Source organism: Marinimicrobium sp. LS-A18, assembly GCF_000463525.1.
Taxonomy (GTDB): Bacteria; Pseudomonadota; Gammaproteobacteria; order Pseudomonadales; family Cellvibrionaceae; genus Marinimicrobium; species Marinimicrobium koreense.
In genome coordinates this window covers 462097-476361 of record NZ_AWEP01000002.1, presented here as the reverse complement: position 1 = coordinate 476361, position 14265 = coordinate 462097, and the positions used below count along the sequence as shown (strand labels likewise).

Genomic DNA, 14265 nt, shown 5'->3' with positions numbered 1-14265 from the left:
GCCATACTCGGCGCGGGTTTCTATGTGCTTTTATCATCACCCTTACCTCTTGGTCACAGACGCTCGTCAGGGAGACGGCGCAATTATTTTTACGGTTTGCAGTTCGTCAAACTTCGCCCGGTACCGCTCACTGCGCTTGGTCATATCGTTGACCGTGCCCGCGAGTTGACCACAGGCGGCATCAATGTCCTCACCCCGCGTGGTACGGATGGTAGTGATATAGCCCGCTTCCATCAAAATGGTCTGGAACCGACGAATCGCATTGTTACTGGCCCGCTTGTAGTCGGACAGCGTGAACGGGTTGAACGGGATCAGATTGATTTTTACCGGTACATCCTGAAGCAGTTCCGCCAATTGATGGGCGTGCTCCGGGCGATCGTTGACATGATCAATCATGGTGTACTCGATGGTAATGCGCCGATGGGTATCGGGCAAACCCGCGATGTAGCGCTTGGCGGAATCGAGCAGCACGGCGATGGGGTACTTTTTGTTGATCGGCACCAGCTCGTTGCGCAGCTCATCGTTGGGCGCGTGCAGGGAAATCGCCAGGCAGGCGTCGGTGTACTGCCCCAGCTTATCCAGCGCCGGCACTACGCCTGAGGTGCTCAGGGTCACCCGCCGCTTGGAGATGCCGTAGGCGTTGTCCTCCATCATCAGGTTCATGGAGTCCACGACATTGTCGAAATTCAACAGCGGCTCGCCCATGCCCATCATCACCACGTTGGTGACCTTGCGCGGGCCATTGGGCTGAAGCTGATTGAAGGACTTGGCCGCAATCCACACCTGACCGATGATTTCCGCTGCGGTCAGGTCCCGGTCAAAGCCCTGCTTGCCCGTGGCGCAGAAGCTGCAGTCGAGCGAGCAGCCCACCTGGGAGGAGACACACAGGGTGCCCCGATCGCCTTCGGGAATAAATACCGTCTCGACAATACTGCCGCCGGTCACGCGAATCAGGAACTTGCGGGTACCATCGGACGAGTCCAACTGCTGGATGACTTCCGGCGCCCGGATTTCGGCCACCTCTTTGAGCTTCTCCCGCAGCGACTTGCTGATGTTGGTCATCTCGTCGAAGTTTTCCGCGCCGCGCTGGTGAATCCACTTCAGCACCTGAGTCGCTCGGAAGCGCTTCTCGCCAAAGGACTCGAAAAAAGCCACCAGCTTGGCCTCGGGCAGGCCCAGCAGATTGGTCCGCTCGGTCTTGGACGGGTCAGCGGTGTTGGCAGCGGGTGCAGCGGTCATGTGAATACCTGTATGAACGAAATGAGCTCGGGAATCTCGGCGTCCGCATCAGCTGCGGGCGAAAATTTCCCCGGGTTCGAAAAAGTAGGCGATTTCCCGTGCGGCGGACTCGGGCGAATCCGAGCCGTGCGCCGCGTTGATGGACACGCTTTCAGCGTAGTCCGCGCGAATGGTGCCCGGTTCGGCTTCTTCCGGGTTGGTCGCCCCCATCAACTCGCGGTTACGGGCGATGGCGTTGTCACCGGACAGCACCTGTACACAGACCGGGCCGGAGGTCATAAAGTCCACCAACCCCTCAAAAAACGGCTTGCCCTGGTGCTCGGCATAGAAGCCCTCGGCCTGGGCCCGACTGAGCTGAATCATCTTGAGTGCCACGATCTTGAGGCCAGCTTGCTCGAAACGGCTCTCAATGGCACCGATCAGGTTTTTCCGTACCGCGTCCGGTTTGATGATAGAGAGGGTCTGTTGTTCGGGCATCGAAGGCTCCAGTGTCAGTCGCGCAAAAAGGTCTCGGATCTGCCCCGCCCCCTCGGGGGCGGAGAAATGCGGGAATTATACGCGGGTTGCGCCTATAAGCCACCCCGGCAGGCGCGATTGACCACAAACTGTGCGCCGATCGACGCCTCTGGAAACCGGGCTGAAGATCAAGCGGCACCGGCGGTTCAGGCGGCGCGGGCGATATCCTGGATCCGGGCCACCATGGCACGCAGACCGTTGCCCCGGGTGGGACTGAGGTGCTTCAGGAGATTCAGCTCGTTGAAATAGCCTTCAATATCAAAATCCAGCACCTCGGCAGGGGTTTTGCCGTTATAGGCCGCCAGCACCACCCCGAGCAGGCCTTTGACGATAAAGGCGTCACTGTCGGCGTCAAACCAGAGCTTGCCCCCCTCTTCCCTGTACGTCAGCCACACCTGACTCTGACAGCCACGTACCAGGTACGCCTCGGTCTGGTAGGCCGGGTCGAGCGGTGGCACCTCTTTCCCCAGGTCAATAATGTACTTGTAGCGATCCTCCCAGCTATCGAAAAAGCTGAGGGTCTCGACGATATCGTCGGCGCTGATGTCGGTTCCGAATTGGGACATACCACTGAATCCTGAGGGTTAAACCTTAAAAGAACATTCCGGTCTCGAGCTGGGCTTCTTCGCTCATCATCTCCCGGCTCCAGGGCGGATCGAACACCAGGGAGACCGCCACGTAATCGACGTTGGGCACCTTGGCCACCCGCCGCTCGACATCACCCACCAGCACCGGCCCCATACCACAGCCGGGCGCCGTCAGGGTCATCCTGATGCTCACCCGCTGTTCGCTCTGGTCGACGTCCACCGCGTAAATCAGCCCCAGATTGACCAGATCCACCGGAATCTCCGGATCATACACGGTGCCCAGCGCTTCCCAGACCTGATCTTCATTGATGCGCTGATCGGCGGGCGGCGGAAAGTTGAGCTCCTGGGCCTCCAGGCCCAGGGCGGCCGCGTCGGTGCCATCTACCCGCACCATCTGGCCGTGATAGGTCAACGTATAGTTGCCACCCAGAGATTGGGTGATCGTCACGAAGGTGTCTTTGGGAATGGTCAGGTGCGTGCCGTCGGGCACCCGGCGGGCCGGGCAGTCCGCCTGGGCCACCACCATACGTCGTTCACTCATCGGGGCCCCGGGCGTCTAGGAGGAAGCATTCACAACGCTGAAACTTTCCCCGCAGCCGCAGTAATCCTGAGCATTGGGGTTATTGAATTTGAGCTGGCGATTGACGCCTTCAATGACATAATCGATCTCGGTACCGCTGACCACATTGAGGCTGTCCCGGTCGATATACAGCGAGACGTCGTCCGCCAGTTCATAGCACACATCGTTCTCGCGCCCGTCGGCCACCAGGTCCACCACGTACATAAAACCGGTACAACCGCTCTCTTTCACGCTCAGACGTACCGCCTGCGCCTCCTGGTTGAGGCCCAACTGACGCCGGAAGTGTTCCACTGCAGCCGGAGTGACCGCAACGGCCTGCCGAGTGGGATCAAATGACTCTACTGCCATCTCACTCTACTCCTGTGTTGTTCAAAAAAACTGCCGAGCCTTTTCAAGGGCCTCGAACAGCCGATCCACCTCATCAAAGGTGTTGTAAAACGCAAAGCTGGCGCGCACCGTACCCGGAATATGGTATTGCTCCATGATCGGTTGCGCACAGTGGTGTCCGGTGCGCACCGCCACACCCTGTTGATCCAGCAGAAACCCTAGATCGTTCGGGTGGGTGCCCTCAACCAGAAAGCTCAACACGCTGACCTTGTGCGCCGCCGTGCCCACCAGAGTGATACCCGCGGTCGCAAACGCCTTCTCTTCCGCATAGGCCAGCAGCGCCCGCTCATGCGCGGCGGCGGCTTCCCGGTCCAGCCCATTGAGGTAGTCAATGGCAGCGGCCAGACCAATGGCACCGGCGATATCCGGGGTGCCCGCCTCAAACTTGTACGGCAACTGGTTGTACGTCGTGCCGGCGAAGCTCACTGACTGGATCATCTCGCCACCGCCCTGATACGGCGGCATGGCTTCGAGAAGGTCGCGTTTGCCGTACAGCACGCCGAATCCCGTGGGACCAAACAGTTTATGGGCCGAAAACACATAGAAGTCGCAATCGAGCGCCTGAACATCGATGGGCCAGTGACTTACCGCCTGGGCGCCATCGATCAGCGCCAGTGCGCCGTGCTTGTGCGCCAGGGCGATGATCTCGTCAATGGGGTTCACCGTCCCCAGAGCATTGGACACATGCCCAACCGAAACTATCCGCACCCCACCCTGCTCAAGCAGCGTTTCCAGCGCCGCCAATTGCAGAGTACCGGTGTCGTCCACCGGAATGGGCTCAACGCTCGCGCCGGTTTCCTGAGCCACCATCTGCCAGGGCACAATGTTGGAGTGGTGCTCCATCGCCGAGACCAGAATCCGATCACCCGCCTTGAGGTTATTGCGACCCCAACTGAACGCCACCAAGTTGATGCTTTCGGTGGTGCCGCGCGTCCACAGAATCTGTTCGCGATGCGGTGCGTTGAGAAACTCGGCCACCGTTGACCGCGCACCTTCAAACTTTGCCGTCGCCCGCTCCGCCAGCGCATGGGCACCACGATGCACATTACTGTTGTCGTGCAGGTAGTAGTGACTGATCGCATCAATCACCGCCCGCGGCTTCTGGGTGGTCGCGGCGTTATCCAGATACACCAATGGATGCCCGTTCACCTGCTCCTGCAGGATCGGGAAATCCCGGCGTACCGCTTCCACATCGAAGCCGGCGGTGCTCTGTAGTGCTTCCGGTCTGTTCATGGTGAGGATCAGGCCTCTTCGCTCTGAATGTGTCGCAGAAGATCGCTGTTACTGCTGAACAGGCGAGCCAGGCGCGGGCCGAGGTAGTTACGCACGGCCGGCTCGGCGACATCCTGCAACAGCTCGTTGATAAAGCCGAAGTTCAGCATGACCTGCGCTTCCTCCCGCGAAATGCCGCGGGCCTGCATGTAGTACAGCGCGGTTTTATTCAACTGGCTCACGGTGGCACCGTGGGCACACTTCACATCATCCGCGTAAATTTCCAGCTCGGGCTTGGTGTCCACTTCCGCCTTGGGCGAGGTCAGCAGGTTTTTGTTGCTGAGCTCCGCCAGGGTTTTCTGGGCATCCTGGTGAATATGGATGCGACCATTGAACACCGCGTGCGCCGAGTCACCAATAATGCCCCGAAAGACTTCGTTACTGGTGCAGTGCGGCACCTTGTGCTGCACATTGGTGTGGTAATCGATCAACTGCTTGTTGCGCGGAACATACACGCCCTGCAGATCCAAGTGCGCGCCTTCACCGCAGTGATTGATCTGGTAATCAATGCGCTTGAGCTTGCTGCCTTGGGCGACGGTAAAACCGCGCAACTGCGAACTGCGTTGCAGGTTGGCGTGAATGCCGCCCACGTGCAGCAGGTTCTCTTCTTCCAGATTGATCCGGTAGTGGTGCAGGAACGCGTTCTCGCCCACTTCAATTTCGGTCAGGCTGTTTACAAAACCGTTCTGCTCGGCATCGGTCGAGGCGAAATGCTCGATGATGCTCGCCTGAGCGCCGGTTTCCAGCACCACCAGCAACCGCTGGTTGGCGGTGGCCGGCGCACTGCCCGGCGTGGACACCTGCACCACGTACAGCGGCTTGGCCAGCTTGGTGTCTTTCGGGACGTGCACCAACACACCGTCCTCAGACGCCCAGGCGTTGCTGAGTGCGGCAAACAGATGGTGTTCGCTGTCGACAATTTTGCCCAAGTGCTGACCGATGACCGCCTGCTGCTCCGCATTGGCATCACCAAAGCGAACCACTTCCGCGGGCAGGGCGTCCGACGCCTCGGGGTCGAACACGCCGTTGACAAACACCAGGCGCGTCGCGTCCAATTCCAACCATTCGATCTGGTCCTGCCACTGGGCGGTGGATTCGGCCCACTGCGCAAATTCGGTTTTCTGCAGCGGCGCGAGCGGGGTATATTTCCACTGCTCGGTTTTGCGGTTTGGCCAGGGCGTTTTCAGCCACTGCCGGGCGCCGCTGGTGCGCAGCTCGGACAGCCAGTCCGGGCTGTCCTGCTGCCCGGCCAGTTGCAACGCCTGTTGCTGAAAATCACTCATCGCTTACACCACCTCTTCTTCGAGCCAGCTATAACCTTTCTCTTCGAGCTCATGCGCCAGTTCTTTACCGCCGGACTTCACGATGCGGCCACCGGCCAATACGTGAACCTTATCCGGCACGATGTAGTTGAGCAGCCGCTGGTAGTGGGTGACCACGATAAAGCTGCGATCTTCGGCCCGCATGGCGTTCACGCCATTGGCCACTACCTGTAGGGCATCGATATCCAGCCCGGAGTCGGTTTCATCCAGAATGCAGACGGTGGGCTTGAGCAGCATCATCTGCAGAATTTCGTTGCGCTTTTTCTCACCACCGGAGAAACCTTCGTTGACACCGCGTTTTAGAAACGACGGGTCCAGGTCGACCGACTTGCAGGTCTCGCGGGCCAACTTCAGGAAGTCCACCGAGGAAATCGGGTCTTCACCGCGGTGTTCACGGTGCGCGTCCACCGCCGCTTTCAGAAATTCCATGTTGCTGACACCGGGGATTTCCACCGGATACTGAAAGGCCAGGAACAGGCCCTCGCGGGCGCGTTCTTCGGGCTCGAGTTCAAAGAGGTCCTTGCCATTGAACTGCACACTGCCGGCGGTCACTTCGTAGCCTTCGCGGCCGGTCAGCACATTGCCCAGGGTACTCTTGCCCGAACCGTTCGGGCCCATGATGGCGTGCACTTCGCCGGGTTTGATGTCCAGGCTCAGGCCCTTGAGGATTTCTTCATTCTCGACGCTGGCGCGCAGGTCTTTGATGGTCAGCATAGTGTCGGTTTCCAGTTTCATATAACGTAAATTCGGTTCGTCGTGTGCGGTGGTTTCGAGTTTGGGTGGCGGCGTTGGTTTGGGTAACGGCGGATGCGCTTCGCTTATCCGCCCTACGCGAGCTTCCGTGCCATCCGCCATAATCCGGCGATTAACTCACCGAGTTCGCGTAGGGCGGATAAGGCCGAAGGCCGCATCCGCCGTAGCCTCACCGTTAACCCACCGACCCTTCGAGGCTCACTTCCAACAGCTTGCCGGCTTCCACCGCAAACTCCATCGGCAACTCTTTAAACACTTCCCGGCAGAAGCCATTCACGATCATCGAGACGGCTTTTTCGGGATCCAGACCGCGCTGCTGGCACAGGAACATCTGGTCGTCGCTCACCTTGGAGGTGGTCGCCTCGTGCTCCACCACCGCACTCGGATTCTTGCTCTCGATGTACGGGAAGGTGTGCGCCCCACAGCGATCGCCGATCAGCAGGGAATCACACTGAGTGTAGTTCCGTGCACCCTCGGCACCGGGGTTCATACGCACCAGCCCGCGATAGGCGTTGGAGCTGCGCCCGGCGGAAATACCCTTGGAGATGATGGTCGAGCGGGTGTTCTTCCCGATGTGAATCATCTTGGTGCCGGTATCGGCCTGCTGGTAGTTGTTGGTCAGCGCCACCGAGTAGAACTCACCGACGCTGTTGTCCCCGCGCAGAATGCAGCTGGGGTACTTCCAGGTAATGGCCGAGCCGGTTTCCACCTGGGTCCAGGAGATCTTGGCATTGGTGTGGCAGAGGCCGCGCTTGGTCACGAAGTTGTAGATACCGCCTTTGCCCTGTTCGTCGCCGGGATACCAGTTCTGCACAGTGGAGTATTTGATTTCGGCGTTGTCCAGCGCCACCAGCTCAACCACTGCGGCGTGCAACTGGTTCTCATCGCGCATGGGCGCGGTGCAGCCTTCCAGGTAGCTGACGTAAGCGCCTTCTTCGGCGACGATCAGCGTGCGCTCGAACTGCCCGGTATTCTGCTCATTGATCCGGAAGTAGGTGGACAGCTCCATCGGGCAGCGCACGCCCTTGGGGATGTACACAAACGAACCATCGGAGAAAACCGCCGAGTTGAGCGCGGCATAGTAGTTGTCTTTCTGGGGCACTACCGTACCGAGATACTTTTTGATCAGCTCCGGGTACTCGTGTACCGCCTCACTGATCGAGCAGAAAATCACGCCCGCTTCTTTGAGCTTTTCACGGAAGGTGGTCACCACGGACACGGAGTCGAACACCATGTCTACCGCCACGCCCGCCAGCATCTCCTGCTCGTGGACCGGGATGCCCAGCTTTTCGTAGGTGCGCAACAGCTCGGGATCGACCTCATCCAGGCTCTTGGGCCGATCTTCCATACTCTTGGGTTGGGAGAAGTACGACAGCGCCTGGAAGTCGACCTTGGGGTAATGTACGTGAGCCCAATTGGGCTCTTCCATCTGCTCCCAGGCACGGAAGGCCTGCAGGCGCCAGTCGAGCATCCACTCGGGCTCACCTTTTTTTGCGGAGATAAACCGGACGACGTCTTCATTCAGACCGGGCGGCAAGGTATCCGTATCGATCTGGGTATGGAAGCCGGCGGCGTACTCGCGCTTGATCAGCTTTTCAACTTCTTGCTCTGCCATCACTTCACCTCTGTCTCCGCATTCGGAGTGAGTTAGCTAAAATTCGGTTGTTCGATTCCGCGATTGTTCGCGTTGTTCTGTCGGATAACGCTTCGCTAATCGGACCTACGGGTACTTTGGTGCCCTGTTTCCGCATCCTTTGCGTTTTGTCGGATTACGCTTTGCTAATCCGACCTACTTGTTTTGTTCGGTACTGGTGATCACCCTCTCGTAGGTCGGAAAAGGCCGCAGGCCGTAATCCGACGTCCGCCTATTTAGGCGCTGACCTTACGTTGCAGCTTTGGCACCACGTCGCGAATGTGCTGGATCGCGAACTGCACCTCGTCCCTGGTGGTCAAGCGCCCCAGACTGATACGCAAAGAGGCCTGGGCCAGATCGTTGCTCAGGCCAATCGCCTTGAGCACGTAGCTCGGCTCCAGACTCGCCGAGGTGCAGGCCGAGCCGGTCGCCACCGCGAGTTGGCGCAGCGACAGCAGCAGCATTTCACCATCGCAACCGCCAAACGCAACATTCAGATGACCGCAGGCCGTGTGAGCCAGGTCCGTGTTCAACTGGATGCCCGGCAGATCGGCAATGCCCTGCCACAATTCGTCCCGCAAGGCGGCAATATGCGGCGGATCCTCCGCCAGGCGATCGGCAGCCAACTGGGCCGCCGCCCCCATGCCCACACACTGATGGGTGGGCAAGGTGCCGGAGCGCATGCCCCGCTCGTGACCACCGCCGTGAATCTGGGCGCTGATTTTCACCCCCGGATCACGGCGAACATATAAAGCACCAATGCCTTTCGGGCCGTACATTTTGTGCGCCGAGAGGGACATCAGGTCCACGTTCTGTTCCGCCACATTCAACGCCAGCCGCCCGCCACTCTGGGCTGCATCAACGTGAAACAGGATGTCCTGTTCCCGGCAGATGGCGCCGATCCCGGCAATGTCGTTGACGCTGCCAAGCTCATTGTTCACATGCATCACGCTGACCAGAAACGTATCGTCCCGCAGCGCGGCGCGTACCACTTCCGGCTCAATCCGTCCGCTGGTATTGGGGGCCAGATAAGTGACCTCAACGCCCTGCTCCGCCAACCAGTGAGCAGGATCAAGCACCGCCTTGTGTTCAATCGCGGAGACGATCAGGTGGCCTGCGGGCAACCCTGCCCTGCGGCGCGCTTCCCAGACGCCTTTGAGCGCCAGGTTATCCGCCTCGGTGGCGCCGCTGGTCCAGACAATTTCGCGGTTATCCGCGCCGATCAGGTCCGCTACCTGTTGACGGGCATTCTCCACCGCTTCTTCCGCCTGCCATCCATACAGATGGGAGCGCGAGGCCGGGTTGGCAAAATTGCCCTCCCGCGTCAGACAGGCCGCCATCTGCTCGGCCACCGCCGGGTCGACCGGCGTGGTGGCGGCATAGTCCAGATAAATGGGCTGACGTGGAGCGCTCAACGTCATCGATTACTCAAACCTCGTTGCTTGGCGATACCGGAACGGCGTTACAACTGGCTGCACAGAATCTGCTCAGCCGAGAGCTGCTGATGGTGGTCCTGACGGGCCCGAACCGCTTGAATGTCGCGCCGCTCGACCAGATCCGCCAGGCTGATATCACTTAAAAACTGATGAATTTGGGCACTGAGATCTTCCCAGAGGTGGTGCGTCAGGCACACCTTGCCGTTCTGGCAGTCCCCTTTGCCCTCACAGCGGGTGGCATCGAGGGACTCACTGACCGCATCCACCACTTGCGCCACCGAAATGGCTTCAAGGCGCTCCGCCAGGCGGTAACCGCCGCCGGGGCCGCGAACACTGCTCACCAGCTTCTGCCGACGCAGCTTGGCAAACAGCTGTTCCAGATAGGACAGGGAGATACCCTGGCGATTGGAGATATCCGCAAGGCTCACCGGCCCCTGCTCACTGTGCAGAGCCAGGTCCAGCATCGCGGTGACCGCGTATCGACCTTTGGTAGTCAGTCTCATGCCCGGATTGTCGCCTCTAGCCTTGGTGGAGGGTGGGTACCGAACTGTCGGAAATCCACCCGTCTATAACCAAGTATTTTACTCAACTATTCGCCATTATCCAAGGGCTTTTCGTTCTCGGGCGCCGCCTGAAGGGATTTCAGGCGTTTATCCGTGTGGTAAATGTAGTTTTGCGTGGCCGTCAGCACCCCGCGAAGAATGCTCAGCTCCATCTCATCCGGGCGGATGCGGTGGTACAGGCGGCGCAGCCGGGTCATGGTCTGGCGGGGGTTATCCGGGTTGAGGAAGTCCAGGGTTTCGAGCGTCTGCTGAAGATGCTCGAAATACCGCTCCAGGGCCTCGCTTTTGGCGGGAGGCATATCCCACTCGGTTTTGCCCAGCGGGCCGCCGTCCTGCTGCGAGAGGTGGGCCATGCGCAGCTCGTAGCACAGCACCTGCACGGCGGTGGCCAGATTCAGGGAGCTGTATTCCGGGTTGGCGGGAATATGCACATGGTATTGGCACTTGTGCAGCTCCTCGTTGGTCAGCCCCCGGTCCTCGCGCCCGAACAGCAGGGCCACCTCGTGCTCGCCGGCCTCCTGCCAGCACCGCTCGCCGCACTGGCGAGGATCCACCAGCGGCCAGGGAATCCGGCGCTCGCGGGCGCTGGTGCCGACCACCAGGCCACAGCCCTCAATGGCCTCATCCAGCGTTTCCACCACCACGGCTTTATCCAGCACATCCAATGCCCCGGCAGCCCGCCAGACGGCCTTTTCCGAGGGAAACTCCTTGGGCTCCACCAGATAGAGGCGGGACAGCCCCATATTCTTCATGGCCCGGGCGGCACCACCGATGTTGCCCGGATGAGAGGTATTCACCAGAACGATGCGGATATTGTCAAAAGGGTTGGCGGTCATAACGGTCTCTTGATCGATAGCGGATACGTGGGCGTAAAAGCGGCGCATTCTATCATGAACCACCGGACCCGGGTTCCCGGCGGCCCCTCCCGGCCAGGATGGGGCAATTGCGCCATGGCGCTGGCGAGCCGGCGCGCTTGCCGTTATACTGTGCGGCCTTCGCGAGGCCTGCCCTCGCCCCGTTCTTTCCCATTTTTCACGAAAAGACTGATTGCCCTATGGAACCCATGTTGACGATGGCTTTGCGCGCGGCGCGCAAGGCGGCAGAACTGATTGAACGCGCCTACGAACGCCCGGACACCATCAAGGTTGAAAACAAAAGCCCCAACGACTTCGTCACCGAAGTGGATCGGGGAGCCGAACAGGCGATCATTCAGGTGTTGCGCAAGGCCTACCCGGACCACAGTTTCCGCGGCGAAGAAAGCGGGACCACTCAGGGCAAGAACCCGGATTATGTCTGGGTGATCGACCCGATCGACGGCACCACCAATTTCGTGCACGGCATGCCCCATTTCTCCGTCTCCATCGCCTGCTTTTACAAAGGACAGGTTGAGCACGCCGTGGTACTCGACCCCGTCAAGCGCGAAGAATTTACCGCCAGCCGCGGCCGCGGCGCGTCACTCAACGGCCGCCGCATCCGGGTGTCCACCCGTCGCGGCCTGGAAGGCGCCCTGCTGGGTACCGGCATCCCGTTCGATGGCCCGGCCCTGGCCAAAATCCAGCCCTTCCTCGCCTGCATCAGTGAACTCGCCGGCCAGACCGCCGGCATCCGCCGCGCGGGCTCAGCGGCGCTCGATCTAGCCTATGTGGCGGCGGGACGCTATGACGCCTTCTGGGAAATGCATCTGAACGAGTGGGATTTCGCGGCGGGTGTGCTGCTGGTGAAAGAGGCCGGCGGCTTGATCAGCGACTTCCGCGGCGGCACCTCGTATATGGATACCGGCCACATCGTGTGTGGTACACCGAAGGTGTTCAAGCCGGTGTTGCAGGTGGTACAGAAGCATTTGGGGCACGTTTGAGTTAAAAGCTGGTGGATGCGGTTGGGAGTGGTAACGGCGGATGCGCGCAGCGCGCATCCGCCGTTACCTAACGTCACCTAAGCCAAAAGCTTCTTGAGCGTTCGAACCAGGTGATTGATCTCCACCGGCTTCGTCAGATAATCAAAAAACCCCGCCTTGCGGCCCCGCTCCACATCGTAGGCCATGGCGTTGGCCGACAGCCCCACCACCGGAATATCTGCGGTCACGGGGTCACGCTTTAACACCGACAGCGCCTCGTAACCATCCATCCCCGGCAGATTGATATCCAGAATGATCACATCCGGCCGCTCACTGCGAGCCTTGTAAATCCCGAGGAACGCCTCTTCGGCCACTTCCAGCGTCAACATGGGGTAGCGGCTCAGAATCTGTTGCATCAGGCGGATATTGGACGGGTTGTCCTCCACGTACAGAATGGTCCGCGGCTCTTCAAGCACCAGCGCTTCCGGCTCCTCATCCGCCGCCGGGTCATGCTCGCGGCGGTTGACCACCAGGTCCTGATTCCACTCGGTGGACAGAGGCAAATCCACCCAGAACTCGGTGCCCACCCCTTCGGTACTCTCGAAGGACAGCTTACCGCCCATCATTTCGACCAACTGCTTGGTGATCACCAGGCCAACACCGGACCCTTCGACCTTTGAGTACTCGGCGTTCAGGCGATTGAAGGGCTGAAACACTTCGTGCTGACGACTGGCCGGTATGCCCTGGCCAGTATCGCGAACGGTAATGCGCAGGCGATTATCGTCCCGCTCCGAAAGGCTCACGGCCACTTCACCACCGACCTGATTGTATTTCACCGCATTGCTGACCAGATTGAGCACCGCCTGCTTCAGGCGGGTGTTGTCGGCCACCACGTAGGTGCTCTCCAACCGTTTGAGATCCGCACTGAGCTTGACGCCACCGGCGTCGGCCTGAGGTTGAATCAGGGTAAAGCACTCGGCCACCACCCGGGACACCAACACCGGCTCCAGGGAGAAAGTCATTCGGCCGGACTCGATCTTGGCCAGGTCCAACACATCATTGATCAGTTGCAGCAGATGCTCGCCCGCCTTGCGGATTTCGCGGGCGTTATCCATCTGACTGTCGGTGAGGTTGTCGTCATACTGAAACAGCTGCGCGTACCCCAGAATGGCATTGAGCGGCGTGCGCAACTCGTGGCTCATGCTGGAGAGGAAATCGGACTTGGCCTGATTGGCCTTTTCCGCTGCGTCCTTCGCCTGCACCACCCGCTCTTCGGCGCGCTTGATATCGGTGATATCCATGTTGGTGCCGGACATACGCACCGGGTTGCCTTCGGTGTCAAAACTGGCTCGCCCTCGAGCGCGAATCCAGCGGATATCGCCGTCTTTGCCGAAAATACGGTACTCGATATCAAACGGTGCCCGCCCGGCCATATGGTCCGCCAGGGTCTGGTCAAACTTGGGCAGGTCTTGCGGGTGAATGTGAGAGCGCCAGACCGACAGGCGGTTCTGGCCACGGATCACCACATCGTCTTTCTCGTCGTAGCCGGCGTGCTCCCAGCAACGATTGGAAAAGTGGAAGCCCTTGCGGTCCGCATACCATTCCCAGATACCGTCATTGGACGCCTGGATGATACGAGCCTGACGCGCTTCACTCTCACGCAGGGCCGCTTCGACATTTTTCAGCTCGGTGATGTCGAAGTTGACCCCGGAGATGTACATGACCCGGCCGTACTTGTCGCGAATGGAATTTGCTCGGGCCTGGGTCCAGACGTAGTTGCCGCGCTTGGTGAGGATCCGGTAAGCGGTGTTGAGAGGTTCGCCGCTGCGCAGGTGTTCGCGCACGGCTTCGAGCATGTGGTCCCGATCGTCGGGGTGGATATAATCCGGCAGCGCTGTAGCGTCGCTGATGCGGATTTTATCTTCGTCGTTGAACCCCAGTGATTCCCAGAAACCGCCGGACCAGTCAATACGGTTGGAGGTGAGATCCCATTCCCAAAAGCCGTAGCCGCTACCGTTGAAAATCCGGCGATAGCGCTCCACCAGGTCGCGCAGCTGCTCGCTGTCGGCCTGATTCAGTTCTTCATCGCTGATGGTGATGCCTTTCGACATAAGCTCTGCTCATCGATCGGGCGGATACCCTC

General features: G+C 59.8%; 14 protein-coding genes. 1 reads left to right on the top strand and 13 read right to left on the bottom strand.

The window, feature by feature from the left end:
* Positions 1 to 66 precede the first annotated feature (66 nt).
* The 12 genes from rlmN to trmJ all read right to left on the bottom strand — a co-directional run bounded on the left by rlmN (position 67) and on the right by trmJ (position 11124).
* Positions 67 to 1239, bottom strand: coding sequence for a 23S rRNA (adenine(2503)-C(2))-methyltransferase RlmN (rlmN, locus tag N645_RS0102105; protein WP_024459860.1), 1173 nt, complete (start codon positions 1237 to 1239; stop codon positions 67 to 69).
* A 48-nt stretch (positions 1240 to 1287) separates the two neighbouring features.
* On the bottom strand, positions 1288 to 1716 hold the full coding sequence (gene ndk / locus N645_RS0102100; RefSeq protein WP_024459859.1) for a nucleoside-diphosphate kinase: 429 nt from the start codon (positions 1714 to 1716) through the stop codon (positions 1288 to 1290).
* 185 nt (positions 1717 to 1901) lie between these two features.
* Positions 1902 to 2321, bottom strand: coding sequence for a SufE family protein (locus N645_RS0102095; protein ID WP_024459858.1), 420 nt, complete (start codon positions 2319 to 2321; stop codon positions 1902 to 1904).
* A 25-nt stretch (positions 2322 to 2346) separates the two neighbouring features.
* Entirely contained in the window at positions 2347 to 2883 is a 537-nt protein-coding gene (gene sufT / locus N645_RS0102090) for a putative Fe-S cluster assembly protein SufT (protein ID WP_024459857.1), read from the bottom strand.
* Between the two features lie 15 nt (positions 2884 to 2898).
* Positions 2899 to 3270: an iron-sulfur cluster assembly accessory protein gene (locus N645_RS0102085; protein WP_024459856.1), complete on the bottom strand. Its 372-nt coding sequence runs from the start codon at positions 3268 to 3270 to the stop codon at positions 2899 to 2901.
* 21 nt (positions 3271 to 3291) lie between these two features.
* On the bottom strand, positions 3292 to 4542 hold the full coding sequence (locus tag N645_RS0102080) for a SufS family cysteine desulfurase (RefSeq protein WP_024459855.1): 1251 nt from the start codon (positions 4540 to 4542) through the stop codon (positions 3292 to 3294).
* Positions 4543 to 4550: 8 nt separating this feature from the next.
* A complete protein-coding gene (gene sufD, locus N645_RS0102075; protein ID WP_024459854.1) occupies positions 4551 to 5864 on the bottom strand; it encodes a Fe-S cluster assembly protein SufD in 1314 nt (437 codons plus the stop codon).
* Positions 5865 to 5867: 3 nt separating this feature from the next.
* Positions 5868 to 6617 carry a Fe-S cluster assembly ATPase SufC gene (gene sufC / locus N645_RS0102070; RefSeq protein ID WP_024459853.1) on the bottom strand — a complete coding sequence of 250 codons (750 nt, stop codon included), beginning with the start codon at positions 6615 to 6617 and terminating at the stop codon, positions 5868 to 5870.
* Between the two features lie 214 nt (positions 6618 to 6831).
* Complete coding sequence (sufB, locus tag N645_RS0102065; protein WP_024459852.1) at positions 6832 to 8271, bottom strand: Fe-S cluster assembly protein SufB; 1440 nt, start codon at positions 8269 to 8271, stop codon at positions 6832 to 6834.
* Between the two features lie 254 nt (positions 8272 to 8525).
* Positions 8526 to 9710, bottom strand: coding sequence for an IscS subfamily cysteine desulfurase (locus N645_RS0102060; RefSeq protein WP_024459851.1), 1185 nt, complete (start codon positions 9708 to 9710; stop codon positions 8526 to 8528).
* 41 nt (positions 9711 to 9751) lie between these two features.
* On the bottom strand, positions 9752 to 10228 hold the full coding sequence (iscR, locus tag N645_RS0102055) for a Fe-S cluster assembly transcriptional regulator IscR (RefSeq protein ID WP_024459850.1): 477 nt from the start codon (positions 10226 to 10228) through the stop codon (positions 9752 to 9754).
* 86 nt (positions 10229 to 10314) lie between these two features.
* Complete coding sequence (trmJ, locus tag N645_RS0102050) at positions 10315 to 11124, bottom strand: tRNA (cytosine(32)/uridine(32)-2'-O)-methyltransferase TrmJ (RefSeq protein ID WP_024459849.1); 810 nt, start codon at positions 11122 to 11124, stop codon at positions 10315 to 10317.
* A gap of 218 nt (positions 11125 to 11342) precedes the next feature.
* Between trmJ and N645_RS0102045 the strand changes: the two genes are divergently transcribed.
* On the top strand, positions 11343 to 12143 hold the full coding sequence (locus N645_RS0102045; RefSeq protein ID WP_024459848.1) for an inositol monophosphatase family protein: 801 nt from the start codon (positions 11343 to 11345) through the stop codon (positions 12141 to 12143).
* A gap of 77 nt (positions 12144 to 12220) precedes the next feature.
* On the opposite strand, the gene N645_RS0102040 is transcribed toward N645_RS0102045, so the two are convergent.
* The gene (locus tag N645_RS0102040) at positions 12221 to 14233 is read right to left on the bottom strand and encodes a PAS domain-containing hybrid sensor histidine kinase/response regulator (protein ID WP_024459847.1); all 2013 of its coding nucleotides are present in this window, start codon (positions 14231 to 14233) and stop codon (positions 12221 to 12223) included.
* Positions 14234 to 14265: the final 32 nt, after the last annotated feature.